The 26,577-nt window shown below is 60.5% G+C and carries 24 protein-coding genes and 1 riboswitch; of the genes, 19 read left to right on the top strand and 5 right to left on the bottom strand.

Annotated features, from left to right (window positions below; translation table 11 throughout):
- Positions 1-45 precede the first annotated feature (45 nt).
- Positions 46-1,095 carry a DUF2955 domain-containing protein gene (locus tag PDO_RS21385; RefSeq protein ID WP_052023487.1) on the top strand — a complete coding sequence of 350 codons (1,050 nt, stop codon included), beginning with the start codon at positions 46-48 and terminating at the stop codon, positions 1,093-1,095.
- 61 nt (positions 1,096-1,156) lie between these two features.
- On the opposite strand, the gene PDO_RS21380 is transcribed toward PDO_RS21385, so the two are convergent.
- Together PDO_RS21380 and PDO_RS21375 are read right to left on the bottom strand one after the other, a co-directional pair.
- Positions 1,157-1,600 carry a hypothetical protein gene (locus PDO_RS21380; RefSeq protein WP_244426498.1) on the bottom strand — a complete coding sequence of 148 codons (444 nt, stop codon included), beginning with the start codon at positions 1,598-1,600 and terminating at the stop codon, positions 1,157-1,159.
- Positions 1,601-1,729: 129 nt separating this feature from the next.
- Positions 1,730-3,619 (bottom strand): hypothetical protein, encoded by a 1,890-nt coding sequence (locus tag PDO_RS21375; RefSeq protein ID WP_007606769.1) that lies wholly within the window; start codon positions 3,617-3,619, stop codon positions 1,730-1,732.
- A gap of 568 nt (positions 3,620-4,187) precedes the next feature.
- On the opposite strand from PDO_RS21375, the gene PDO_RS21370 reads away from it, so the two are divergent.
- Genes PDO_RS21370 through PDO_RS29185 form a run of 3 tightly spaced genes read left to right on the top strand, consistent with a single transcriptional unit; the run spans position 4,188 to position 6,864 of the window.
- Positions 4,188-4,646 carry a (2Fe-2S)-binding protein gene (locus PDO_RS21370; protein WP_007606767.1) on the top strand — a complete coding sequence of 153 codons (459 nt, stop codon included), beginning with the start codon at positions 4,188-4,190 and terminating at the stop codon, positions 4,644-4,646.
- 3 nt (positions 4,647-4,649) lie between these two features.
- Positions 4,650-5,288, top strand: a complete 639-nt coding sequence (locus PDO_RS29190; RefSeq protein WP_007606765.1) for a molybdopterin cofactor-binding domain-containing protein — start codon at positions 4,650-4,652, stop codon at positions 5,286-5,288.
- Entirely contained in the window at positions 5,227-6,864 is a 1,638-nt protein-coding gene (locus tag PDO_RS29185) for a xanthine dehydrogenase family protein molybdopterin-binding subunit (RefSeq protein WP_007606748.1), read from the top strand. The genes PDO_RS29190 and PDO_RS29185 overlap by 62 nt, the downstream gene beginning before the upstream one ends.
- Before the next feature lie 119 nt (positions 6,865-6,983).
- Here PDO_RS29185 and PDO_RS28085 read toward each other — a convergent pair whose 3' ends face one another.
- On the bottom strand, positions 6,984-7,229 hold the full coding sequence (locus PDO_RS28085) for a hypothetical protein (RefSeq protein WP_141649972.1): 246 nt from the start codon (positions 7,227-7,229) through the stop codon (positions 6,984-6,986).
- A gap of 35 nt (positions 7,230-7,264) precedes the next feature.
- Here PDO_RS28085 and PDO_RS21360 point away from each other — a divergent pair, with 35 nt between their 5' ends.
- The 15 genes from PDO_RS21360 (at position 7,265) to PDO_RS21290 (ending at position 23,714) form a co-directional block, all read left to right on the top strand.
- Positions 7,265-8,008, top strand: coding sequence for a FadR/GntR family transcriptional regulator (locus PDO_RS21360; protein ID WP_007606736.1), 744 nt, complete (start codon positions 7,265-7,267; stop codon positions 8,006-8,008).
- Positions 8,009-8,104: 96 nt separating this feature from the next.
- Positions 8,105-9,613, top strand: a complete 1,509-nt coding sequence (locus PDO_RS21355) for an ABC transporter substrate-binding protein (protein ID WP_007606722.1) — start codon at positions 8,105-8,107, stop codon at positions 9,611-9,613.
- Between the two features lie 70 nt (positions 9,614-9,683).
- Entirely contained in the window at positions 9,684-10,631 is a 948-nt protein-coding gene (locus PDO_RS21350; RefSeq protein ID WP_007606720.1) for an ABC transporter permease, read from the top strand.
- Complete coding sequence (locus PDO_RS21345; protein ID WP_007606718.1) at positions 10,628-11,503, top strand: ABC transporter permease; 876 nt, start codon at positions 10,628-10,630, stop codon at positions 11,501-11,503. Before PDO_RS21350 ends, PDO_RS21345 begins: the two co-directional genes overlap by 4 nt.
- Positions 11,504-11,526: 23 nt before the next feature.
- Positions 11,527-13,311 carry a gamma-glutamyltransferase family protein gene (locus PDO_RS21340; protein ID WP_007606716.1) on the top strand — a complete coding sequence of 595 codons (1,785 nt, stop codon included), beginning with the start codon at positions 11,527-11,529 and terminating at the stop codon, positions 13,309-13,311.
- Between the two features lie 3 nt (positions 13,312-13,314).
- Entirely contained in the window at positions 13,315-14,073 is a 759-nt protein-coding gene (locus PDO_RS21335; RefSeq protein WP_007606714.1) for a DUF1028 domain-containing protein, read from the top strand.
- A gap of 46 nt (positions 14,074-14,119) precedes the next feature.
- On the top strand, positions 14,120-15,949 hold the full coding sequence (locus PDO_RS21330; RefSeq protein ID WP_458574666.1) for an ABC transporter ATP-binding protein: 1,830 nt from the start codon (positions 14,120-14,122) through the stop codon (positions 15,947-15,949).
- Between the two features lie 276 nt (positions 15,950-16,225).
- Positions 16,226-17,155: a transglycosylase SLT domain-containing protein gene (locus PDO_RS21325; RefSeq protein ID WP_007606710.1), complete on the top strand. Its 930-nt coding sequence runs from the start codon at positions 16,226-16,228 to the stop codon at positions 17,153-17,155.
- Positions 17,156-17,463: 308 nt separating this feature from the next.
- Entirely contained in the window at positions 17,464-17,667 is a 204-nt protein-coding gene (locus PDO_RS21320; RefSeq protein WP_007606708.1) for a cold-shock protein, read from the top strand.
- A gap of 544 nt (positions 17,668-18,211) precedes the next feature.
- Positions 18,212-20,383 (top strand): mechanosensitive ion channel family protein, encoded by a 2,172-nt coding sequence (locus PDO_RS21315; protein WP_037074991.1) that lies wholly within the window; start codon positions 18,212-18,214, stop codon positions 20,381-20,383.
- Between the two features lie 188 nt (positions 20,384-20,571).
- A complete protein-coding gene (locus tag PDO_RS21310) occupies positions 20,572-20,838 on the top strand; it encodes a hypothetical protein (protein WP_007606685.1) in 267 nt (88 codons plus the stop codon).
- Positions 20,839-20,906: 68 nt separating this feature from the next.
- A riboswitch (cobalamin riboswitch) is annotated at positions 20,907-21,122 on the top strand.
- A 50-nt stretch (positions 21,123-21,172) separates the two neighbouring features.
- On the top strand, positions 21,173-21,841 hold the full coding sequence (locus PDO_RS21305) for an energy-coupling factor ABC transporter permease (protein ID WP_007606683.1): 669 nt from the start codon (positions 21,173-21,175) through the stop codon (positions 21,839-21,841).
- Between the two features lie 2 nt (positions 21,842-21,843).
- Positions 21,844-22,134, top strand: a complete 291-nt coding sequence (locus tag PDO_RS21300) for an energy-coupling factor ABC transporter substrate-binding protein (RefSeq protein ID WP_007606681.1) — start codon at positions 21,844-21,846, stop codon at positions 22,132-22,134.
- A 3-nt stretch (positions 22,135-22,137) separates the two neighbouring features.
- On the top strand, positions 22,138-22,884 hold the full coding sequence (locus PDO_RS21295) for an energy-coupling factor transporter transmembrane component T family protein (protein WP_007606677.1): 747 nt from the start codon (positions 22,138-22,140) through the stop codon (positions 22,882-22,884).
- Entirely contained in the window at positions 22,881-23,714 is an 834-nt protein-coding gene (locus PDO_RS21290; protein WP_007606676.1) for an energy-coupling factor ABC transporter ATP-binding protein, read from the top strand. Before PDO_RS21295 ends, PDO_RS21290 begins: the two co-directional genes overlap by 4 nt.
- Before the next feature lie 93 nt (positions 23,715-23,807).
- Here the strand turns inward: PDO_RS21290 and paoC are convergent, their stop codons facing one another.
- Both paoC and PDO_RS21280 read right to left on the bottom strand, forming a co-directional pair.
- Positions 23,808-26,012 carry an aldehyde oxidoreductase molybdenum-binding subunit PaoC gene (paoC, locus tag PDO_RS21285; protein ID WP_007606675.1) on the bottom strand — a complete coding sequence of 735 codons (2,205 nt, stop codon included), beginning with the start codon at positions 26,010-26,012 and terminating at the stop codon, positions 23,808-23,810.
- Between the two features lie 4 nt (positions 26,013-26,016).
- Positions 26,017-26,577, bottom strand: a 561-nt coding sequence (locus PDO_RS21280; RefSeq protein ID WP_007606674.1) for an FAD binding domain-containing protein, incomplete at its 5' end; no start/stop codon positions are given.

The following is a 26,577-nucleotide window of genomic DNA, read 5'->3' as shown; positions in this document are numbered from 1 at the left end:
ATGCATGGGGTTGGCTTCGGATCCGCATCATTTCGGTTCTGTCCTATGTCAATTGACCCCAGCCATGCCCTTATGACGCAGACCCGCATGGGATTGCGGGTCGCTCTGGAAGTTTCCGTCGGCTTCACCGCAGCGCTGCACGCAGGGGCGGTCGTGCCCTTTCTCGGCCCTCTGTTTGCCGCCCAGTTCCTGCTTTCAAGCGCGCGGCCGGCACCCTTTGCAAAGACGGTTGGTGCGGCGCTGGTGATCCTTGTTGCCGGGACTGCGATGATGCTGCTGACGGCTTTGCTGGGTGATCGACCGGTGCCTTTCCTGCTTCTGCTGGGGCTCACCTATTTCGTCTGCTTTGCAGTGCAGTCGACCGGAAAGGGCGGGCCTGCGATTTTCCTTGTCCTAGTCGTGGCAATCATCGCGCCGCTGTTCGGCATCCTGAACAACGAGCTCGCCGGGTCCATCCTCTCAATCCTGGTCACCGGCGTCTTGTCCGGCACTGGACTGATGTGGTTCGCACATGCGCTCCTGCCGGAACCGCATGGACCGGATGATGAAGAGATCAAGGCTGTCGACCGACCGCCGGCATTGATGCGTGCGCTTGCCAACACGGTCATCCTGCTAGCATCCGTCGTGATCTGCCTGACGAGCGACAATCTGACCGCCGCCGCAGTCATTCCCATCACGGTCGCCTCGCTGCTCGGACAGCTCGACGTGGCCAGCAGTGCGCGGACAGCTTTCGGAGTGGTACTTGTCAATCTGCTTGGCGGACTTCTCGCCAGCCTTGCTTATGTACTGCTCAGCCTGCGCCCGAGCCTGTTCACGATCTTCGTCATCGTTCTGACCACTGCGCTGGTTCTTGGCGGCCGGGCGGCTTCACGGTCGGCCGACGCAAAGATGTATGCCGGCGCCTTGACCATATTCCTGATAATCTTCGGACTTGGCGTCTCCCCCCTTCCCGGAAGTGCAGGTGAAGCATTCGCCACGCGCATCGTCTATGTCGGGGGGGCATTGTTCTACGCCTTGCTGCTCGCCGCCGTCCTTTGGCCACGCGCTTCCGACACCAATGGGTCCTCACTCAAAGTGACGAGAACCGCCGAGTAAAATCGGGACTGAACTGCGGCCTCCCGGCGTGTCGCCCAGCCTCAAGCTTCAGGCTATCGCCCTATCGGCGTGGTTGTTCCTCGAGGGCTTTGGCAAGGCGCTCGAGGTCCTGTGAGTAACAGAAGAGTGCGAACAGGACAGTCACGATCTCGAACAGGCCAAGCGCGAACCGACCAAAGGAAGGCAGTGCGTCCAATTCGGGCAAGTGCCGAAAGAACAGGGTCGAGAATAACGCGCCGCCAAAGAAAAAGCTCACCCGGCTCCAGAACGAACACAGGTGTGCCAAGACCACGTTCTGAAAGGGCGCAACGACAGGCACCCATCGTAAGCGTGACCAGTAGAAACCATGTAGCAGCGCCGCACAGGCCATGATCGCGATGTGCTGTGAGAGCTGTAGTTCGTGCTTTTCGCCGATATGTGTGATCACCTTACGGAACCAGGGAAAGACGATCCAGAACAGGGCCGACGCCGCAGCCGTCTGCCCTGCCAGCAGCATTGCGTACATGGCCCCGCTTGAGCCCCGAAGCATACCTTGGCCTCCTCATATACGCCCCATTGAGCGTGGCAGCACCGCGGTCCAAATCACACGCAACGAGGAGTGAAGATTCGCAACCAAGAGGGACGGTTCAAAGTCTCAGCGCGGCTGCAGATCTGACGTGTCGACCGCGTCCGCCGCCTCCTGAGTGAACGGCAGGCCGGCCTTGCGCAGATCTGCCATCAGTCGCAAACGATCATCGGGCTGGACATTCCTCGCTATGAGTTCCGCATCAATATTGGCCAGGAAATCACGACGCATCGCCGCAAAGACCTGTCCCTGACGCCGGGCGTCCTCGATCATGCCGGCCTGTGCGTAGATGGCAGCCGCCACCGCATGGAAAAGCGGGGATTTCTGCATATTCGCCCTAGTGATCTCCCGGACGGCGGTCTCATTATCATGCAGCATATAAGCAGCAAGCGCGCGCATTCCGTGATAATAGCCGCCACCCGCTGGATTGAGAGCGATTGCCTGGTCAAGCAGGTCCGCGCCTCGTCGCCATTGACCGGCGAGCGCCATGCTCGTGCCGAGTTCGCCGATCAACTCCGTGTCATTCGGGTTAGTTGCAAGGGCTTGTTCGCCAATGCGCATGGCCTCGTTGGGTTCCCTGTTGAAAAACAAGGCCATCATCAATGCCTGCAGCGCCCGTGTATTGTTGCCGTCGCGTTCAGTCGCGCGTCTGGCAGCCACCAGCGCCCGTTCTATCGGCGGTTCGGATCCGATCTCGGAATTAAATTTGAAACGCGCCTCGTCCAGATAGATGATCGACAGCATCGCCCAGGCGGTGGCGTCTGTCGGATGCTGCACTACTGTGGTCTGGAGGCAATCCCGCGTGCCCGCATGCACCTCGGCGCTCGGATCGAAACGATAGGCATAAAAGCGCAGAGCGCATGCATGAGCACCCGTTACGGCGCGGGACGGATTTGCCGCATCAACCTGCGCCATGATGCCATACGGCTGTGCGATCACCGTCGCAACCCGCCTTGCAACCTCCGTCTGGATCGAGAGGGGATCGTTGGAAGCAAGAATTTCGTCGTAGTCTCTCGACCAGAGGATCTCACCATTTGCGGTGGCAAGCAGACGCGCCGTCACGCGCAGACGGCCGGATGAGGCTCTGACACCGCCCGTCAGCAGATAGCGGGCTCCAAGCTCCTTTCGAACCAGGGAGGCATCGACGTCTGCGGCGAGCGCATTGGACGCTTCGCCGCCGAACACCCTGATCTCCTTGAAGCGGGGAAGAGCCGTCAGCAGTTCTTCTGTCAGTCCAACCGAAAAAAGCTGCGCGTCAGACCCTCCGTCGAGATTGGTGAACGGGGCAACGGCAACTGTCGGCGTGCCATGAAAGGTATCGCCGACCAGACGGCCAGAACTGCCCACGGAATGAGCCACAGATTGATTCACTGACTGGCCTACTGTTTGGCCCGGGGGCTCCTCCGTTGCCTGGTGCGTTGGCTGGCCACCAGTGACCCAGGACGCGGAAGCCCCGGCAATCCAATACAAGCACGCGGCCAATAGGGCTGTCGCGCCGGCAAGAGCTACGCCTGGTGCAGACCATCTTCTGGTAACGGGCGTCAGGTCGAGGCGAGCAGGCCTTGGCTCCTCCATCGTGTCCACGGCGGTTGGGTTCCATGAAAACACCGGTGCGTAGCCGCCCTTCGGAATGTCGATCCGGATGGGATCCCTGTCACCTTCCACCAGATAATATCGCTCAAGCGACCGCCGCAAACGTCCCGCTTCTATCCTGACGACGGGGTCGTCCTGCGTGAACGTCTGATCGCGTCCGAATACCTCGATCGCTATCGAATAACCTTTGATACGATCGGCTCGACCGGCAAGCGTCTCGTCCACGACATAACGCAGAAACGCGGGCGCCCGTCCCGCGCCCGGAAACTCCGGGCTTGAAAGGATGCGTTCCAGTTGCGCCCTTACGTCCTCGATCCCGGGCATTCCCGCCGCCGGTCCCGAGGCTGCGGATTTTGTCGATAGCATGGCCGTCCCCCATCCCCTGGAGTACTCACTGTCAGCATGCATGATCCTGCCAGCCTACTCCAGCAACGCGAACTCGTCCAATGTTTCGCAGCAGGCTCTTCATCCCGGGTTGATGAGCGGTCGTCACATTGGCAAAATAGCCGTGGTGCCATGCAGGCACCCAAAGACTTGATGCGAAATACGGGCCAAAAGACGCCGGGCGATGACACCGTCAATTCAATCACATTTACGATCGTCAGTGCCGCCGGCATCGCCTGAACAGCAAATGTCTGGTAACATCGCCGAATTCGCCTGCCGGCTCATGCAGCCCTGGCGGCAACGGAGCGCGCAGCCAAAGCCGTTTCCCGGATCAGATACGGGTGCACGCCACTCTCGACGATGCGTTGCGCGGGCTTGAACGAACGCCGAGTCTGATCCCGCGGCGAACCCGATGTCCGATCACATTCAGAGGATCAGGCAATCATCCAAGAGGATCGAACCTACTGGCTTTCATCCGGATCATGTAAAATAGAGATCAGGTCGTATCCTTGCGCGACTAGCCTTTGCCCACAAATGACGGGAGTAGATGATGATAAAGCTCACAATCAATGACATCGTTCACGAGGTCGATGCGGATGCCGATATGCCTCTGCTTTGGGCAATCCGCGATCTCATCGGTCTTACAGGCACGAAGTTTGGATGCGGCATGGCCCAGTGCGGTGCATGTACCGTTCATCTCGATGGTTCGCCGGTCCGCTCGTGCCAGACATTTGTCGGCGACATCGGCGATGCAAAGATCACGACGATCGAAGGCCTGAAGGGCAAGGTTGCGGACACGGTCAAAACCGTGTGGGCAGATCTGGACGTGCCGCAATGTGGTTACTGTCAGTCCGGACAGATCATGTCCGCCACCGACCTTCTGGCGAACAATCCCAAGCCGACCGATGAAGACATCGATGGCGCAATGGCCGGCAATCTCTGTCGGTGCGCCACCTATCAGAGAATCCGTGCCGGCATTCACGAAGCCGCAAAACGCTTGGAGGCTTGAGCCATGATTCCGAACCTGATGAACAAATTCGCCAACCCAGTGCAGCCGGCCGTGTCGCGCCGCAATTTTCTGCTCGGCGCATTGGCGACGGCGGGTGGCCTAGCCGTCGGCTTTCGCGTTCTCGAGGCTATTCCGGCCGAAGCGGCAACGGACAGCAGCGGCAAGGCCGCCAACGCATTCAGCCCCTATGTGCTGATCGACGCAGACGGCAAGGTCACGGTCCTGTCGTCGCAATTCGAAATGGGACAGGGTTCCTATAACGGTATCGGCACTCTCGTCGCAGAAGAACTCGACGCGGATTGGTCCACGATCGAGGTTGTCGGGGCTGCCGGGGACGTCAAGTCCTATGGGAACATCGCCTTCGGCGGTGCGCTGCAGGGCACCGGTGGCTCGACCTCAATGTTCACTTCCTGGGACCGCTATCGCCAGGCAGGTGCGGCGACCCGCGCCATGCTGGTTGCGGCAGCGGCGGCTGAATGGAGCCGTCCCCGCATCCGAGATCACGGTGGAAAATGGCGTGCTCAAGCATGCGTCCGGCAAGGAAAGTGGCTTCGGCGCGCTTGCTGCCAAGGCAGCAACAATGCCGGTTCCCGCCAGTATCGTGCTCAAGCAGCCAGCCGACTGGAAACTCATCGGCAATGAAAGCCTGAAGCGTTTCGACAGTGCCCGCAAGGCAAACGGAACGGAGCAATACACCCTGGACGTCAAGCTTCCCGGAATGCTGACCGCGGTGATGATCCATCCGCCGCTGTTTGGCGCGAAGGTCAAGTCGTTCGACGCGGCGGCGGGCCGTGCGATCAAGGGTGTTGTTGATGTCGTCGAGACCCCACGCGGCGTCGCCGTCGTGGCAGAACATATGTGGGCCGCCATCAAGGGCCGCGAGGCCGTCACCGTGGAATGGGACGATAGCGCCGCCGAAAAGCGCGGCACTGCCGAACTGTTCGCCAGCTACAAGGAGACCGCCACAAAAGTGCCAGCCGCCATGGCACGCAAGGATGGCGATGTGGATGCCGGTTTTGCATCCGCCGCCAAGGTGGTCGAATCGACCTACGAGTTCCCCTATCTCTCACATGCACCGATGGAACCGCTGAATGCCGTGGCGCGCATGAACGACGATGGCACCCTGGAAATCTGGGGCGGACATCAGTTCCCCGACGTCTATCAGGGGCTCGCGGGCCAGATCGTCGGCATCACACCGGACAAGGTCAAGTTGCGGGTGATGAAGACGGGCGGCAGCTTCGGCCGGCGTGCCGTCTTCGATGGCGATATCGTTGTCGAGGCCGTCTATGTGGCGAAAGCAATCGGCTACAAGGCGCCCGTCAAGGTGCAGTGGACCCGCGAAGACGACATGCGTGCGGGACGGTATCGGCCTCTCTTCGTCCACCATGTGAAGGCCGCACTCGATGACAAGGGTCAACTGATTGCGATGAGCGATCACATTGTCGGCCAGTCGATCATGGCCAAGACCATGTTCGAAAGCATGGTCCAGAACGGCGTCGATCCGACCTCGGTCGAGGGCATGCACAACATGCCTTACAAGATCCCGAACCAGGCGATCGGGCTGACCACTACCGAGGTCGGCGTGCCGATCTTGTGGTGGCGTTCGGTCGGCAATACCCACACCGCTTTCGTCGCCGAAACATTCATGGATGAAATGGCAGAGGCCGCAGGCCAGGATCCGATCGCATTCCGGCTTTCCTTGCTTGAGCCGCAGTCAAGGCATGCGGTTGTGCTCAAGCTCGTCGCGGAAAAAGCCGGCTGGGCAGAGCCCGTCCGGGAGGGCCTGTTCAGGGGCGTGGCGGTAGCCGAGAGCTTTGGCACCGTGGTGGCACAAATTGCCGAAGTGTCGGTCGATGCCACTGGCGGCTTCAAGGTCGAGCGTGTGGTCGCGGCTGTCGATTGTGGCTTGGCGATCAATCCGGACCAGGTCCGCGCCCAGGTCGAGGGCGGCATCGGATTTGGTCTCGGAGCGATCATGGGTGAAGAGATCACGCTGACCGACGGACAGGTCGATCAGGGCAATTTCGACGTCTACACGCCCCTGCGCATCGACGCGATGCCGAAAGTCGAGGTGCACATCCTGGCATCCGCCAATCCACCTTCGGGCATCGGTGAACCCGGCGTTCCTCCCGTCGGGCCTGCAGTCGCAAACGCGCTTTACAAGGCACGCGGCAAGCGCTTGCGCGTCATGCCATTCTCCAAATCCATGGAATCGTAACGCAGGAACCCCGGCTCCAGCCGAGCCGGGGTTTCAACTCCCTCGCCGTCAAAATCAACGATAGGCTGAAGGTCGATCGCGCGGACTGCACCAGTCGGCGCTTGCTTCCACCGCATCATTCACGCTTCGAGCCGCCATTGCTGAGCAACGGGACTGGGTGCCAAGACCGTTCTGCGGCTTGCCTTCGTTTGCGACGGCAGATGGCACTCCTTCGAAACGCTCAATGGCGACGAAAAGCCGATTGAATGCGTGTTTTTTCGACCTTTGTTGCGCTCGTCTTGAGCAAGCATGCGCCCATCTGCCCCATTATTGTGCACCCGCAACTCTGCCCAAAAAATATCTTGACGGGCGCCGAAAATCGGCATTCACTGAACCAATCATCAATTGGTTCGGACCAATCATGCCAGCCTCACCCGCTCCGGAAAGCTCGAAGGAAAACTCCAATTACGCACTGGAAAAGCTGCGGGATCTTCTTCGGCATGGTGACGTCGCTTCCGACGGCAAGCTGCCGACGGAGCGCATGCTGAGCGAAACACTGGGCCTAAGCCGCCGGGCCATCCGCCGGGCATTGGAAGTTCTGGAAGCCGAGGGCGCGATCTGGCGCAAGCAGGGATCGGGCACCTATGTCGGCCAGAAGCCGGACGAATGGAGTGACCAGCTCGAGACCATCGTGGCCGGGACCAACTTCATGGAAATCATGGAAGTGCGCCTGCGGATCGAGCCGCAGCTCGCACAACTCGCCGCCCTTCGCGCCAAGGGCAGCGACATCGACATCATGCGCGAACTTGCCCAGAAGATCCTCGCCAGCGAAGATGCCGATGCCAAGGAATTGTGGGATGGCGCCCTGCACCGGCAGATCGCGCAAGCAGCCGGCAACCAGCTGTTCCTGTCGATCTTCGATGTCATCAACCGGGTGCGCCAGGATGATGCATGGCAATCGATCCGCGAGCGCGCCCGCAGCAGCGCCAACACCATGGGCATATCCAATGCCCAGCACGCGACCATCATCGACGCCATCGCGGCACGCGATCCGGCCAAGGCCGGTGAAGCGATGCGTCAGCACCTGTTGATGCTGCAGGAGCGGCTGATCCGCCAGACATCCATGGACCACCTGGAGAGCGATCCGCTCGGCAATGTGTCCTGAGAGCAAATTCCGGCTGCGGCCGGACACGTCCAACGCCGGGGAAACAACCGGCGAGACCCTTGAAAGCAGAAAACCACACCAGAGGATTTCGTCATCATGAGAATATTGTCCCGCCTTTCCACTCTGCTATTGGCGAGCGCCATGCTCGCAAGCCCCGCCCTGTCGGCTGAATTGCGCATCGGCCTGCAGGACGACGCCGACGTGCTGGATCCTGCCCAGTCGCGCACCTTTGTCGGCCGTATCGTCTACACCGCCATGTGCGACAAGCTGGTCGACGTCTCGCCCGACCTGAAGATCGTGCCGCAGCTGGCTACCGAATGGGCGTGGTCCGCCGATGGCAAGGAACTGACCATGAAGCTGCGCGAAGGCGTCAAGTTCCATGACGATACGCCCTTCAATGCGGCAGCGGTCGTCGCCACCATCGAGCGCAACAAGACCCTGCCGGAATCGCGCCGCAAGAGCGAACTGAGTTCCGTCGACAAGGTTGAAGCCACCGGCGACTACGAGGTCAAATTCACCCTCAAGGCGCCGGATGTCACGCTGCTCGCCCAATTATCCGACCGTGCCGGCATGATTGTTTCGCCGAAGGCCGCGGCCGAACTCGGCGCCAATTTCGGCTCCAAGCCGGTCTGCGCCGGACCGTTCAAATTCGTCGAGCGCATCCAGCAGGACCGTATCGTGCTCGAGAAGTTTGCCGACTACTGGGACAAGGACAAGGTCTTTATCGACAAGGTCACCTATCTGCCGATCCCCGACACCACCGTGCGGCTGGCCAACCTGCGCTCCGGCGAACTCGACATGATCGAGCGACTGGCCGCGACCGATGCGACATCCGTCAAGGCAGACGAGAGCCTGACCTATGCCGACGTCGTCAATATCGGCTACATGGCACTCTATGTGAACATTGCCAACGGCGCCCGCGCCGACAATCCGTTCGGCAAGGACAAGCGCCTGCGCCAGGCCTTTTCGCTCGCCATCGACCGCGAAGCGCTGAACCAGGTCGTCTATGAGGGCACCGCCGTCGGCGGCAACCAGCCCTTCCCGCCGAACAGCCCGTGGTTCAACAAGGACCTGCCGGTTCCGGCCCGCGACCTTGAAAAGGCAAAAGCCCTGATCAAGGAAGCCGGTTTCGAACGGGTGCCGATCGAAATGCAGATTCCCAACAATCCGGTTGCTGCCCAGATGATGCAGATCGTCCAGGCGATGGTGGCCGAGGCCGGTTTCGATGTCAGCCTGAAGACCACCGAGTTTGCCACGCTGCTCAGCGAACAGACCGCCGGCAATTATCAGCTTAGCCGTTCCGATTGGTCCGGCCGTGTCGATCCTGACGGCAATCTGCACCAGTTCGTCACCTGCGAGGGCGGCATCAACGACACCAAATATTGCAACCCGGAGGTCGATACGCTGCTGAACGAAGCCCGCGCCTCGACTGACGATGCGGTGCGCAAGCAGAAATACGATGCCGCCGGCAAGATCCTCAATGAGGACCTGCCAGTGATCTATCTCGGCCACCAATCGTGGATCTGGGCGACCAAGAAAGACGTCACCGGCTTTGTGCCGTCGCCGGACGGCATGATCCGCCTGCTCGGCGTCAAGAAGGGCTGATCCGCCTCGATCTTTCCTGCGGAGCGCCAAACGCTCCGCAGGAACTTCCCAAAATCAGGACCGGATGTTCATGCATATCTACATCGGAAAACGGCTGCTGGTCGCCATACCGACGCTTTTGATCGTGTCGATCTTCGTCTTCTCACTGCAAAAGCTGCTGCCGGGCGACCCGATCCTCGCCATGGCCGGTGAAGAGCGCGATCCACAGGTGATCGAGTTCCTGCGGGAAAAATACCGCCTGAACGATCCCGTCCTCTACCAGTATGGCTACTGGATCGCCAATGTGTTGCAGGGCGATTTCGGTATGTCGCTGCGCACCAACCAGCCGGTGCTGGAACTGATCGGCGAGAAACTGCCGGTCACGATCCAGCTGGCGATCATGTCGATGATCTTTGCCTTTGTCATCGGTGTGCCGATGGGCATTCTGGCCGCCGTCAAGAAGAACACCGTGATCGACTATATCGCTAATATCGTCGCGCTCTCCGGTCTCTCGATCCCCAATTTCTGGCTCGGCATCATGCTGATCCTGCTCGTCTCGGTCAAACTCGGCTGGCTGCCAGCTTCCGGCTATGAATCGATCTTCGTCGACCCGGTGCGTTCGATTGAAACCATGATCATGCCGGCCTTCGTGCTGGGTACAGCACTTGCCGCCACCTTGATGCGGCATACCCGCTCGGCCATGCTGAGCGTGATGAAGGCCGACTATATCCGCACCGCCCGCGCCAAGGGATTGTCGGAACGGGTCGTCATTCTCAGCCACACCTTCCGCAATGCGCTGCTGCCGATCGTCACGCTGAGCGCTTTGCTGTTCGGCGAGCTTCTGGCCGGCGCCGTCCTGACCGAGCAGATCTTCACAATCCCCGGCTTCGGCAAGCTGATCGTCGATGCCGTGTTCAACCGTGACTATGCCGTGGTGCAGGGCGTGGTTCTGTGCACCGCCATCGGCTTCATCCTGATGAACCTCGTGGCCGACGTGCTTTATGTGCTCCTCAATCCGCGCATGAGGGCCAGCCTATGACCGCGCTTCAACAGACGGCGGGCGTGGCGACGCCACCCAAAAGCAGTAATCGCGCCTGGCGCAAGCTGAAAGCCAATCGCAGTGCTTTGGTCGGCCTCTGCATCATTCCGTTCTTCGTGCTTCTGGCCCTGTCCGCGCCGTTGCTGCCGATCGCCGATCCGCTGGCCACCAGCTGGACTGCCATCCGCAAGGCACCATCGGCCGCGCACTGGATGGGCACTGACGATATCGGCCGCGATATCCTGTCGCGGATGATCTGGGGCGCCCAGGCCTCGCTGATGGCCGGCATCTTTTCGGTCGCGATCTCGATCGTCATCGGTGTGCCCTTCGGCCTGATCGCCGGCTACTTTGGCGGCTGGGTCGATCAGGTCATCTCGCGCATCACCGAGGCATTCCTCGCCCTGCCCTTCCTGATCATGGCGATCGCGCTGGCAGCCTTCCTGGGACCGAGCCTCACCAATGCGATGATCGCCATCGGCCTCTCGGCCATGCCGGTTTTCGTGCGGCTGACCCGTGGCCAGGTATTAGCCGTCAAGACGGAAGACTATGTCGAAGGCGCCCGTTCGATCGGCCTTGGCCATCTCGACATCATGCTCCGCTACATCCTGCCCAACATCACGGCACCGATCATCGTCCAGGCGACGCTCACGGTGGCGACCGCGATCATTGCCGAGGCAAGTCTTTCGTTCCTGGGGCTGGGCCAGCAGCCGCCAGCGCCGAGCTGGGGCTCGATGCTCAATGTCGCGAAGAACTTTCTCGATCAGGCACCCTGGATGGCCATGTGGCCGGGCGCAGCGATCTTCCTGGTCGTGATCGGTTTCAATCTGCTCGGCGACGGTCTGCGCGATGCGCTCGACCCCCGGGAATCCTAAGAATAGATTTGAAGGAATAGTCGATGACTGAGTTTACCACCCGCCCGGAGATCCTCGGCACGTTCGGCGTCGTGACCTCCACCCACTGGATCGCCTCTGCCGTCGGCATGAGCATTCTGGAAAAGAGCGGCAATGCTTTCGACGCGGCGGTCGCGACCGGCTTCGTGCTGCAGATCCTCGAGCCGCATCTGGTGGGTCCGGGCGGCGACATGCCGGCACTGATCTATTCGGCGAAGACCGGCAAGGTCGAGGTGATCTGTGCGCAAGGCCCGGCACCGGCCGGAGCGACTATCGAACACTATAGAGCCGAAGGCCTTGATCTGATCCCCGGTGACGGTTTGCTGGCCACCGTCATTCCCGGGGCCTTCGACGGATGGATGCTGATGTTGCGCGACTACGGCACGATGACCGTGCGCGACGTGCTGGAGCCGGCCATCCATTATGCCGAACACGGTCATCCGATGCTGCCGCGCGTTTCGGCGACGATCAAGGGATTGGCCGGTTTCTTCGAGAAGGAGTGGCCGACATCCTATGCGACCTGGCTACCGGGCGGCGTCGCACCCGAACCCCATGCGCTGTTTCGCAATCCGGTTCTCGCCGCCACGTATACCCGCATCGTCAAGGAGGCAGAAAATGCCACCGGCCGCGAAAACCAGATCGAGGCGGCTCGCGATGCCTTCTACCGCGGCTTCGTCGCTGAGGCGATCGAGGATTATCTGAAGACTGCCGAAGTGATGGACGCCAGCGGTAGCCGCCACAAGGGCGTGCTGACGGCAGCCGACATGGCCGGATGGTCTGCGACGATCGAGGCGCCGCAGACCTTTGACTATCATGGCTGGACCGTCGCCAAGACCGGTCCATGGGGCCAGGGGCCAGTGCTGCTTCAATCGCTGGCACTGCTGAAGGGTATCGATGTCGCGGCGATGGATCCGCTGGGCGCCGATTTCGTCCACACCGTCGTCGAAACCATGAAGCTCGCCTATGCCGACCGCGAGGTCTATTACGGCGACCCGGCATTTGCCGGCATACCGATGGAACACCTGCTGTCGGATGCCTATAATGACGCGCGCCGCACGCTGATCGGCACGACCGCATCGATGGATTTGCGCCCGGGCAAATTGCCGGGTTTCGAGGCCCAGTATGATCTGACCATGGAGATGCTGGCCGGCATGTCCGGCACCGGCGCCGTCTACGAGCCGACCATGTCGCACCTGACGGAAAAACGCGGCGATACCGTGCATATCGATGTCATCGACCGCGAGGGTAACATGGTCTCGGTCACGCCGTCCGGCGGCTGGCTGCAATCCTCGCCGATCGTGCCGGGCCTCGGCTTCTGCCTCAATTCCCGCGCCCAGATGTTCTGGCTGAAGCCGGGCCTGCCGACCTCGCTCGCCCCTGGCAAGCGCCCGCGCACCACGTTGACACCGTCGATCGCGCTTTACGAAGGCCGCCCGACGCTCGCCTTCGGCACACCCGGCGGCGACCAGCAAGACCAGTGGCAACTGTCCTTCTTCCTGCGCTATGTGCATCACAAGCAGAACCTGCAGGCGGCGATCGATATGCCGTTGTTCCACACCGCGCATTTCCCCGGCTCCTTCTATCCGCGCACCAGCCAGCCGGGCAATGTGATGATCGAGAGCAGTATCGGTGCGGAGACACTCAAGGCCCTGAAAGCCATGGGCCACGACATTACCGAGGCCGATCCGTGGAGCGTCGGCCGCCTCACCGCAGCACGTCGCGATGCCAGTGGATTGCTGCGGGCGGCTGCGACGCCACGGCTGATGCAAGCCTATGCGATCGGAAGATAATCCATGACCTGGTCCATCGTCGCCCGTGATCCCGACAACGGCAATCTCGGCATCTCAGTCGCCAGTCGCTTCTTCGCGGTTGGTGCCGCCGTTCCCCATATGCGCGGCGGGATCGGCGCTATTGCCACCCAGGCCTTCGTCAGCCCCCTCTATGGCACGGATGGCCTTACACTTCTAGCCGAGGGCTATTCACCCGAAGAGATCATCGCGACCCTCACCGGTCGCGATGACGGCTGCCAGCAGCGGCAGATGCATCTGATCGACGGGCAAGGTCGCAATGCCGCCTTCACCGGCACAAAATGCATCGACTGGGCCGGGCACCTTGTCGATGACAACGTCTCGGTGGCCGGCAACATGCTGGCCGGGCCCGAGGTCATTGGCGAAACCCTGCGGGCCTACAAAGAGACTAAAGGTCTACCGCTGGCCGAACGTCTGCTGGCGGCTATGGATGCCGGCGAAGCGGCCGGCGGCGACAAGCGCGGACGGCAATCGGCGGCCCTGAAAATCTACCGCGATCAGGACTATGCCTGGCTCGATATCCGCGCCGACGATCATATCGACCCGCTGGCCGAATTGCGCAGGCTTTATGCCGTGGCGCAGGAGCGCTTCCTGCATGTCGCGGAAACCATGCCGACCCGCGACAATCCCCATGGCCTGACCGACCGGCGGCTGATCGACGAGAAGATCGCCGCGCTTGAGGCCGCCCGTATCGCCGAGGGCCGCCCCTCGCCATCCTTTGCCACGCCGCTGAAGCCAGCATGAGCCAGAACCGCACCTTGAGGATCGGACCCGCAAAGCCATGAGCCCCATGACCACAGCTGCCGCTCAAACCGAGACATCCGCAGTTCTCTCCGTCGAGGGATTGACCACCTCCTTCCTGGTCGACGGTCAATGGCGACCGGTGGTGCGCAACATTTCCTTCGACGTGAAGCCCGGCGAGACCGTTGCCATTGTCGGCGAATCAGGCTCCGGCAAAAGCGTCACTTCCCTATCGATCATGAGGCTGCTGGCTCGCGACCAGGCGCGCGTCGAAGGCCGGGTGTTGCTCAACGGGCGGGACATTCTGGCGCTGCCGGAAAAGGAGATGCAGGCGATACGCGGCAATGCGGCGGCGATGATCTTCCAGGAGCCGATGACCAGCCTCAATCCGATCTTCACCATCGGACGGCAGATCTCCGAAGTGCTGACACGGCACAAGGGCCTGTCGAAAACGGAAGCCCGTACCGAGACCGTGCGCATGCTGGAGAAGGTGCGCATCCCGAATGCCGCGAACCGGTTCGACGACTATCCGCACCAGTTCTCCGGCGGCATGCGCCAGCGCGTGATGATCGCTATGGCGCTGGCCTCACGTCCCCACCTTCTGATTGCCGACGAACCGACGACGGCGCTCGATGTGACGATCCAGGGCCAGATCCTCGACCTCATCAAGGAGCTGCAGGAGGAGGACGGCATGTCCGTTCTCTTCATCACCCATGATATGGGCGTGGTGGCCGAGATCGCCGACCGCACCATCGTCATGCTGCGCGGCGACGTGGTCGAGCAGGGACAGACCGCCGACGTCTTCCATCGCGGCCAACATCCCTACACGCGCGCATTGCTTGCGGCCGTACCGAAGCTGGGTTCGATGCATGGCCATGCCTGGCCGCTGCGTTTCCCGATCGTCGATATCGGTTCGGGCTTGGCCAGCGAACCGACCGAGGTGGCAAATACCGTCGACACACGCAAGACGCCGGTGTTGTCGGTCAAGAACCTGGTGACGCGTTTTCCGATCCGCAGTGGCCTGTTCGGCCGACAGACCCGGTCCGTACATGCCGTCGAGGATGTGTCCTTCGACCTGTTTCAGGGCGAGACGCTGGCAATCGTCGGCGAAAGCGGGTGCGGCAAGTCGACCACCGGGCGCTCGGTCACCCGGCTGATAGAACCGAACAGCGGCGCGGTACATCTCGACGGCTACAATGTGCTGGCGCTGGATCAACCGAGCCTGCGCGCCATGCGCCGCAGCGTGCAGATGATTTTTCAGGATCCGTTCTCCAGCCTCAATCCGCGCATGACGGTCGGAGCAGCGATTGCCGAACCCTATCTCAAGCACCGCCTTGGAAGCCGGCAAGAGGCACAGACCAAGGTTGCGGATCTCATGCGCAAAGTCGGCCTTTCCCCTGAGATGATGGACCGCTATCCGCATGAATTTTCAGGTGGCCAGCGCCAGCGTATTGCCATTGCCCGCGCCCTGTCGCTGGATCCGAAGGTCATCGTTGCCGATGAAAGCGTCTCGGCGCTGGATGTCTCGATCAAGGCGCAGGTCTGCAACCTGCTTATGGACCTGCAGGCAGAACTCAATCTCGCCTTCCTGTTCATCAGCCATGACATGGCAGTGGTCGAGCGCATCAGCCACCGGGTCGCCGTGATGTATCTCGGCGAGATCGTCGAGATCGGCCCCCGCGCCGCCATCTTCGACAATCCGCAGCATGCCTATACGAAGAAGCTGATGGCAGCCGTGCCGGTTCCCGATCCCGAGCGGCGCGGCCTGCGGCGAAGTGCTGCCATCGATGAATTGAAAAGCCCCGTGCGCGCCGTGGGATACGCGCCGCCACAGCGTGAATACCGGGAAATCACGGCAGGCCATTTCGTCCAGCTGTGACCCACGTTTCAGAGCGCTTGTTATTCAAGAGAAGATTCAACAGGTTAACAGCAGATAAAGGCGCTACAGCCTCCGCTCCCTGTCACCAAAAGCGCAAGCTAATCGGGCTCAGGCAAAGCGGAAAGTGTCAAAGCGCCCGGTCCTCGCCGTTGACCAGCCTGATCTGATCTGGCCTGATCTCTCAAGCACTGCCATACGGCTTGGACGACTGAACCGGGTTCGGTCGCCACCAAAACCCTGGCTTTGTTCACGATCGGCAAAAGCGTAAGGTCCGAGATGGGCACGATCCAGAGACCGCTTCGGACAGTTGCAACCGCCATCCTGCTGGGCGCGATCGGCGCTGGCTTGACACCTGACTATCTCGCTGCCGCCGAGGCGGAGGACAGGCCTGCCTGTCTTTACCAACGCGCTGAAGACCAGCTCTGCATTCGGCAGGAGGCATTCAACGCCGATCTGTGCCGGATGATTGGCCACTTTGCCGAAACCCACGGCGTGCCTTCCGCCTTCTTTGCCCGCCTCATCTGGCGCGAAAGCCTGTTTCGACCGGAAGCGGTGAGCCCGAAGGGGGCCGAGGGCATTGCGCAGTTCATGCCGAATACCGCCAAAAGACGAGGCCTCGACAACAGTTTCGATGTCATCGACGCCCTGGATGCATCTGCAGCCTATCTCAAAGCGCTAGAAAAAAGGTTTGGGAATTTCGGTTTTGCCGCAGCGGCATACAATGCCGGGGAAAACGGGCTCGGGCGCTTCTTGTCAAAGGGACGCCTGCCGATCGAGACGCGGGACTATGTCTTTGCGATCACCGGCAACATCATCGAGACATGGCGCGACGCCCCGCCCGTCATCGCAGCCCCGGCACTGGACGAGGCGCTGCCATTCGAGGTGGCCTGCACAAATCTGGCGCGAACACGGCGGATGAACGAGCCCGTGCTTGCCGGATCGGCCGACTGGGCGCCCTGGGGTGTCCAGCTTGCAGCACATTACCGCCCTTCCGTCGTGGACCATCTGTTCAGGCGCGCGATCAGCAGCCTGCCTGAACCACTCAATGCGGAGCGTGCCTTGATCGTCCGGCAGCGTGGCGGTAATTTCGGATACAGAACGCGCTACGCCGCAAGGATCGGACGTGAGACACGGCAAGAGGCGACAATGCTTTGTGCTGCCATACGTGCGGCGGCCGTGCCCTGCACGGTATTTCGGAATCGATGAGAATGGCTGTCAGCAGACCGGCGCAGAGCGAAGGTATCGCACCGGAGCCATCCGCCGCTGCGGCCGCGCTCTGCCCGTTGCGCGAGATGCATGCGATCGCCCAGCCGGCCCAGAGGAACATTTTCGGCCCGAAACCGAGCCGGCGACGTTGTCTAATACGCCGTGAAAAACTTGCGTTCACTTGCCACGTAGCTGTCGACCTTTCCACCTGATTGCATTAGAAACGCACTAGACCGTTGATAAGCACGGGCCAGAACGATAAGTTCTGCCCGCGAGTCAAACGGCTGCACAATTGAAGAGGAACTATCATGGCGACCGGTACGGTTAAATTTTTCGCTGAAGACAAGGGCTTCGGCTTCATCACGCCTGACAATGGCGGTCCAGACGTTTTCGTTCACGTTTCTGCCTTGCAGCAGGGCGGCTCGCTGCGGGACGGTGACAAGGTCAGCTTCGAAGTTGGCCAGGATCGCAAGACGGGCAAGTCGAAGGCCGAAAGCGTCAGCGTTCTCTGATCGCTTCAGGATACGGGTTCAGCCTGCCTCAACGGGCGGGCTGACTCTGTCTCAAATTCGAAGGCACTTGGAACCACGGAGCACCAAGCGCAACCGAAAAGTGCGTCACCGCGTTGTATTCCACATACCGTGATTGATGATCTTCGTCTTTCCAGCCTGTCAGTTAACCTATTTTCATGACACGAGGCTGCGCTGAACTGTCGGAGCCAACAGCTCTCGTCGTGATATGACTATAAAGTCGGTTCATCGACACGAAGATCAGCCATTGATCGTAGGGCTTTCAGGCCCACCCACGACATAACCACCACCCACCACACACATATTTTCTTCCCTTCCGGCGGCGCCTGTCGCAGACGATATCGACATCAGAACGCCTTTCAGACCGCGCATTGTGACGCTAAGATTGGTCGTTCGTTCCACGAGTCATCCATCCCCATGGCACACCCTCAATTGCTGATTGACGGGAACCGGTGCGGATGCGCAAATATGGCGGTAAGAACGCTCCAACCTCAGATGGGAAGGCTTTGTCATGGACGCGTCGTGGATGGCCTTACCCTTGGGAACAAGAACGCGGTTTCAGGTCGTGGTCCTGACGCTGGCCCTATGGCTGCCCGCACTTTCGGCCGTTGCGCAAACACCTGCCCCCAGCCCCTCACAGCCGGAAAGCGTTCAGCAATTCATTGAGCTTATCGCCAATCCAGACGTGCAGAAATGGCTTCTCGAACAGGCTGACCCTGTGCAGGCTGGCGAACAACCCGCAGCCCCACACACCGAACCGGATATTTCCTTCGCCGATTTCACCACCCGCTTGCGGACCCATATGGCAGGCCTTTTCGACGCGAGCCGAGCATTCCCATCGCAGACAATGCAGGCAGCAGACCTGCTTGACCGGGAAATCAGCGAGAGTCGCGGCATACGGCCGATGTTTCTGGTAGCAGCCTTCCTTGCCGTTGGTCTGCTGACCCAATGGCTGTTCCGTCGATTTACCGCGGGATGGCGCGCATGGATGGCGCAGGCGCCGTTTTCCACCGTTCACGAGCGGACGCTTGCCGTTGGCACAAGGCTGCTTTGGGCAGCCTGTTACCTAGCATCCTTCGCCATTGGCAGTATCGGCTTTTTCCTTTTGTTCGAATGGCCACCGCTGATCCGGGAAATCGTCGTCGGCTATCTCCTCGCTATCGTCGTATTCCGGCTGGCCAGTGCCCTTGTCACCGTCCTCCTGGCACCGCCAGGTTCGACAGACCCCACACTACACATTCACCGCGTCATTCCGGTCAGTGATGCAGCCGCTGCCCATTGGGCAAAACGCGCAGTCTATCTGATCGGGTGGTATGCCTTCGGCTGGGTCACGATCAGGCTGCTCGGAACGATGGGCTTTTCCATTCCTGCCCGGCAACTGGTGGCCTATTCACTGGGCCTGGTGTTGCTCGCAATCGGCATCGAAGCCGTCTGGCGGCGCCCTCATGCTCACACTCCGACGGAACAGAAGCCACGCATCAGCTGGCGGGCGAAAAATACGTTATGGACACTCTACTTCGTCGCGATCTGGATTCTGTGGGTCGCTGGAGCCATGAAGTTGTTCTGGCTTGCCGTCGTCGTTGCGGCCCTGCCCGGCTCGGTGATCCTTGCCAAGGCGTCGGTCAACAACATGCTTGGTGCAAGAGACGCTTACGGCGATGACGGCTCGACCACGACAGTCCTGTCAGTGATTGTTGAGCGTGGCATTCGAGCTGGGTTGATCATCGGGTCGATTGTCTTTCTCGCTGATGTGCTCGGCGTCGAACTCACCGAGATGACCATGCAGGATTCGCCCACACTGCGCCTGATCCGCGGCATCCTGAGTGCCGGGATCATTGTTCTCGCCGTCGACCTGATCTGGAACGTCACCAAGGTGCTGATCGATAGAAAGCTCGGACAAACGCAAGTGATGTTCGAGATCGGAAGCGAACAGGAGCGGCGGCGCGCGCGCATCCGTACACTGCTGCCGATCCTGAAAAACGTCCTGATGATCCTCTTGGTCGCCATTGCCTTGATGATGGGACTGTCATCACTCGGTGTCGAAATCGGACCTTTGATCGCCGGCGCCGGCGTTGTCGGCGTGGCAATCGGATTTGGCGCACAGACCGTAGTCAAGGACGTGATCAGCGGCATGTTCTACCTGCTGGATGATGCGTTCCGCGTTGGTGAGTACATCCAGAGCGGCAGTTACAAAGGCACTGTCGAGTCCTTCAGTCTGCGCTCGATCAAATTGCGTCACCATCGCGGCCCGATCTTCATTGTACCATTCAGCGAGCTTGGAGCCGTGCAGAACATGAGCCGCGATTGGTCCGTGGTAAAATTCATGCTGACAGTCTCCTTTGACGCGGATATCGCCAAGGTCAAATCCATCACCAAGACCGTCGGCAAGACCTTGAAGGATGACGAGGAATTTCAACCGTTCATCATCGAAAACCTCAAGATGAAGGGCGTGGAGGAATTTACCGACTACGGCATCAAGCTGAGTTTCGGCATGACCCTCAAACCGACGCAGTTGCAGTCTGCCATCCGCCGGCGGGCCTATGCCATGCTGCGGGAGGCCTTCAAGCAGAATGGGATCGAGTTTGCCCAACCGACTGTCCAGATCGGCGGGGACGACAAGAATCCGGCCGCGGCCGCGGCCCAGATTCAACTCCAGGCACAACAAAGGGAGGCAGCACTTGGTGCCACGGCGAAATAGGTCACGTCGTCGCGCCTGATCCGCATAAGCCACATGGACAATGCTGTCTGGAACAATATCGGCTTGTTCGGCTTGTGCCACTGACCGTCCGCTTTCACCAGCAAGCCGGTCTGCACTCTCCGGAAACTCAATTCTTGACCCAGGAACCGAAGCGTGAGGGAGCGCTTCCAATTCGATGGACCATCGCCATGAAAAATGTCGCGTCAATCATACTTGTTGCAATCGCGCTTTCCGCCTGCACGGCAACAGCAGTCGAACCCATTCCCGGCAGCATCACCTATGGCGGGCAGCCGCAGAGCAGATTGTCCAAGGCCCCCGTCGGCAGCACGTTCACGCACCGGCTGATCGACCAGAATGGTCGGCGGGTGGAGGAGACATACATCATACTTCCCGACAGATCGTTGAAGCTTATCAGCAGACGCTCGATCGAGTTTGATTTGTCACGTCACCGTTGAGCGCTGCGCCACAGCTTGGACATGCACATTATTTCACGGCCCTTGCGTTGTGTTTTGATCGCACGGCGCATAATGCTGTCTGTGATGGTTCCGCCCGATGAGACGACGGCGGATGAAAAGGGAACACGGTGCGGACTACCCATCAGGGACCAAAACCGTGGCTGCCCCCGCAACTGTAAGCGGTGAGCGATGTCCAAATATGCCATTGGCCTATATTTCGGCTGATAAGGCGGACTGAGCCAAGACCCGTGAGCCAGGAGACCTGCCATCGCTGGGCCACGACATCCGTGGTGTTTGTTCGAACCGCGCGGTGGGCGCGGTAGAGGGATATGCCATGCATATTATGGAAGGCTATTTGCCGGCCGCGCACGCAGTTGGCTGGAGCGCGATTTCCGCGCCATTTGTGATCTACGGCGCCCGGCGCATCGTCTCGCTGGTTCGTGAAAAACCTGAAATCAAACTGTTGATGGCGGCGTCCGGCGCCTATGTATTCATCCTGTCAGCGCTCAAGATCCCGTCTGTTACCGGGAGCTGCTCGCACCCGACCGGCACCGGACTTGCTGCATCGCTATTCGGCCCCACGGTCACCACCGTGCTCGGGACGATCGTCCTCCTGTTTCAAGCTTTGCTGCTGGCACATGGCGGACTGACCACGCTCGGCGCGAACATCTTTTCCATGGCCATCGTCGGTCCATTCGTCGCCTATGGCCTGTTCAAGGGCATCACAGGAGCCGGCTTCAGCGGCGCGATCGCGATCTTTGTCGCCGCGACGCTTGGTGATCTGGCGACCTATGTGACGACATCTCTGCAGCTCGCTCTCGCATTTCCGGATCCGGTATCGGGCATCACAGGTGCTGCAGCAAAGTTTCTCGGCATCTTTGCGGTCACACAGGTGCCATTGGCGATCAGCGAGGGCCTGTTGACGGTCATCGTCTTCAACCTGCTGCAGCGCTACAGCCGCGGCGAATTGAACGCCCTCAACATTTTTACCGCGAAGGCCTGATCATGCTGAAACGTAACCTCTGGATGTTGTTTGCCGTCGTTGCCCTGGCAATCCTGCCGTTGATCATTCACCACGGCGGGGACGCCGAATTTGCCGGTGCAGACGGCGAGGCGGAAGCCGCGATCACCGAAATTCGGCCTGACTACGAGCCATGGGCTGCACCGCTCTGGGAGCCACCGAGCGGCGAGATCGAAAGCTTGCTGTTTGCCCTGCAGGCAGCTCTGGGCGCCGGCCTTGTCGGCTTTTATTTCGGTCGCCGCACGTCGCCGGCAAAGCGCCCGGATACCAACTAGACAATGCGTGCGATCGATCGCTGCGCCCAGACCAACCGGTGGCGACACTACGCCACCGGTGAAAAGCTTCTGCTTGCCCTCGGCCTGATGATCATCTCACTGGTATCGGTCGGATGGGCGGGGCAAATTGGCCTGCTCATCGCCACAATCGCCCTGATGAAGGCAGGTGCGGGACTGCGGTTCCGTGACATCTTCAAGGCGGCGCGGGTACCCATGCTGTTCATCGTCACGGGCACAGTGGCGCAGCTCGTCTCCGTCAGGATGACCGGACTAGTTCCGACCTTGTCGCTGGTCTCCGGTGATGCTGCCTATTCTGCATGTTTCGTGGCGCTCAGAAGCACCGTCTGCGTCTCAGCCCTGCTGCTTCTGGCCTTGACCACGCCGCTTTCCAGCATCGTTCAACTGTTGCAGCGGATAGGCTTGAACGCGGAAATATCCGATATAGCCATGGCGATGTTCCGGCTGATCTGGCTGCTGCTGGATTGTCTCGAGGCCGGCCAGCAGTCGCTCGCTGCCCGATTGGGCTACACCAACAACCGGCGCATGCTGAGGTCCAACGGCCTTTTGCTCGCGTCGCTTCTGCCGCGCGTACTGGGGCGGGCCCAGCGCATGGAAGCGGGTCTCGCAGCGCGAGGCTACAGCGGTCGCCTGAACTTCATCTCGGTGGAACAGCCGGCGTCGACCGTACGACTGGTGATGATCTCGTGCCTCCTGGGCACCGTCGCTGTCTTGATGTGGTCCTTCCCATGATCCTTGAGGCACGCGCTGTCGACTTCAGCTACGACGACGGGACGCGTGCCCTCGACCAGGCCTCTCTCGTCGTCAAACGGCAGGAGATACTGGCGATCCTTGGCGCGAACGGGGCTGGAAAATCCACACTGCTATCGACGCTGAACGGCACGTTCAGACCTGCGACCGGAAATATCCTGCTTGACGGCAATCCCGTCAGCTATAGCCGCAAAGGTCTTGTCGAGCTCCGGTCACAGGTTGGACTGGTTCTGCAGGATCCTGACGATCAGCTTTTTGCCGCCACCGTCTTCGAAGACGTGTCATTCGGCCCGCTCAACCTCGGCCTTTCGGTCAGCCAAGCCCGGACCCGCGTGCTTGAGGCGCTTGCCATTATGGGGATCGAGGCACTGTCGCATCGCCCGACGCACTTGTTGAGCTTTGGGCAACGCAAACGGGTCGCAATCGCCGGCGTTCTTGCGATGTCGCCCGCTGTTCTTCTTCTCGACGAACCAACCGCCGGCCTTGACCCGAAATCGGTCGATGAACTCTGCGAGACCCTGCACAGTCTTGCGGTCCAAGGCGTTGCCGTGGTCATTGCCACGCATGACATGGATATCGCCTACAATTGGGCCGATCAAATCGCAGTCTTCGCCAGAGGCAAAATCATAATGGAGGGGCGTGCCGACGATGTGTTCGGTAAAAGCGGCTTCGAGCGGGACACCGACTTGCGGCTTCCGCTCATCTACCAGCTGTCGAACGAGCTCAGAAACAGCGGACTGATTTCGCAAGATGGAGATCTGCCGCGAAACGTGCCGGACCTGGTGCATCAGCTTCGATCGCATCGCAGCTGAAAATGTGACATTGCATGCCATCAAGCCGCGAAGGCTTCACATCCATCTGGACGCCTGTGGAGACGACCTCCAGCCGGAGGTCGTCCCATCGGTTCAGGCGACGTCGGGAAGGCCCGCGATCAGCTTGTCGAGTGTGAGAGGGTAGTGCCTGACCCTCACTCCCGTTGCATTGTAGATCGCATTGGCGATGGCAGCGGAGACGCCGCACAATCCGAGTTCTCCGACACCTTTTGCCTTCATCGGCGATGAATAAGGGTCCACTTCGTCGAGAAAGATGACATCCTGATGGGGTATGTCGGCATGGACCGGCACTTCGTAGCCGGCGAGATCATGGTTGCGAAAAAGACCGCGGCGGGTATCGACCGCCAGTTCTTCCGACAACGCGCCGCCAACACCCATTGTCATGGCGCCGATCACCTGACTGCGTGCCGTGACGGGATTGAGAATGCGCCCGGCAGCGCAGACCGCCAGCATGCGCCGAACGCGTGTTTCACCGGTGGCGATATCGACGCCCACTTCGACATAATGCGCACCGAATGTCGACTGCTGGTGTGTCTTTGCCAGGTCGCCCCATTCGATCTTGTCCTCCGCGGCCAACCCGTCTGCACCAGCCGCATCGGCCAACGATACCACCCTGTTGCCGCTGCGCACCTCGCCATTTTCGAACACGGCAGCGTCCGAATTGAAGCCGAGAGCGGATGCCACGGCCTGCCGCAGTTTCACGCAGGCGGCATAGACAGCGGATGTGGAACAGTTCGCACCGAACTGGCCGCCGGAACCGGCCGACACAGGGAAACGGGAATCGCCGAGCTTCACCACCACCTTGTCGATCGGCAATCCGAGCATCTCGGCAGCGGTCTGCGCGATAATCGTATAGCTGCCCGTGCCGATATCGGTCATGTCGGTTTCGACGGTGACGATACCTTGGCGATCAAGCCGCACCCTGGCAGCCGACGGAAGCAGCAGATTGTTGCGAAACGCTGCGGCGACGCCCATGCCAACGAGCCAGTTGCCTTCCCGACGGTTCCCCGGCTGCTCACGGTCGGACCAGCCAAAACGTTCTGCTCCAAGCTCAAGACAGCCGATCAGATTGCGATGGGTGAAGCGTCGATCGGGGTTTTCAGGGTCCACCTGGGTGTCGTTGCGGATCCGGAAAGCAACCGGGTCCATGTCGAGTTTTTCGGCCATTTCATCGATAGCGATCTCGAGTGCCATCAGTCCCGGCGCTTCGCCCGGCGCCCGCATGGCATTGCCTTCCGGCAGATCCAGCGTCGCAAGCCGCATCGCAGTCATCCGGTTTGCCCCCGCATACAAAAGACGCGTCTGCATGACCGCAGGCTCCGGTCCGCCGCCTGGCTGATCCCCCGACCAGCTTTCATGGGCAATCGCGGTAATTTCGCCATCGCGTTCCGCACCAATGCGGATACGCTGGATGGTGGCCGGACGATGGGTGGTGTTGTTTGCCATGAACGGACGGGGCAACGCTACTTTCACTGTCCTGTCCGATGCCTTCGCGGCAAGAGCCGCCAGCACCGCATCGACGCGTAGGAACAGCTTTCCGCCGAAACCGCCGCCGATGAAAGGTGACTTCAGGTGGATCTTCTCCTTGTCGATGCCAAGGGTTGTTGCAAGGTCAGTTCGCCACCAGTCGATCATCTGGCTCGAAGTCCAGACGGTCAATTCGTCACCCTCCCATGCGGCGACCGACGCATGCGGCTCCATCATCGAATGCGATTGATCCGGTGTGGTATACTCTTCCTCCAAGGTCACGGGCGCCGCGCGAAAGGCGCCATCAAAATCGCCGAACGCGCTGTCCGGTGGCGTGTCATCGGTATCTTTCGGCTTTGTCGCCGCATCCCGTTCGTCACGCAGGGAAAATTTCCCGGGCTTTTCGGCATACTTGACCTTCACCAGCGCCGCTGCGGCCCGCGCCTGCTCGAAGGTTTCGGCGACAACCACCGCGATGGCCTGATGGTAGTGCTGAATTTCATTCCCGCCAAACAGACTGGCGGTATTGTACTGTCCCTTCTCCCGCTTGCCCACGGCAAGGCTCGTTACCACGGTGATCACACCCGGCGCCTTTTCTGCCGCGTCAATATCCATGGAGATGATGCGACCCTTAGCAATGGAGGATCCAACCGGATAGCCATAGGCATACCGCATGTCCGGATCGTTCCACTCATAGGCATAGGTCGCCTTGCCTGTCACTTTCTGTTCACCGTCGATTCGACGAACAGGCTGGCCGACGATCTTGAGTTGGTCGATCGGATTGGTGGTCGCTGGACGATCAAACTTCATGGCATCAACCTCTTGCGTCTTTGATCACTGCGGCGAGCGTACGCTCCACGAGGTCGAGTTTGTAGCGGTTCTGGTCCGTGGGACGGGCATCTGAAAAAGCGGCGGCGACCGCAGCCTTGGCCCCTTTGTGCAACTCGGCCTCGGCTGTCTCGACGCGCCATGGCTTATGCGCGACACCTCCGACGGCGAAGCGACCTGTCCCATCGGGCTGGATCACTGCGCCGACCGAAACAAGGGCGAAAGCATAGGATGCCCGGTCACGCACCTTACGGTAGATTTGCCTTCCGCCGAGCGGCGGCGGCAACAGCACCGAAGTGATGAATTCACCCTGTTCCAAAGCGGTCTCGATATGCGGTGTATCGCCGGGCTGACGATGAAAGTCCCCGATCGGTATCGAACGCCTTGTTCCATCTCCCTTGACCGTCTCGACGGTCGCGTCCAAAGCGCGCAGTGCAGTCGCCATGTCGCTCGGATGGGTCGCAATGCAGGAATCGCTTGTGCCGATGATGGCGTGCTGGCGGGAAAAACCACCGATCGCCGAACAGCCGCTGCCGGGTTGTGCTTG

The organism is Rhizobium sp. PDO1-076 (assembly GCF_000247475.1).
In the GTDB taxonomy this organism is placed as follows: domain Bacteria; phylum Pseudomonadota; class Alphaproteobacteria; order Rhizobiales; family Rhizobiaceae; genus Allorhizobium.
This window is presented reverse-complemented; position numbering and strand designations above follow the sequence as displayed.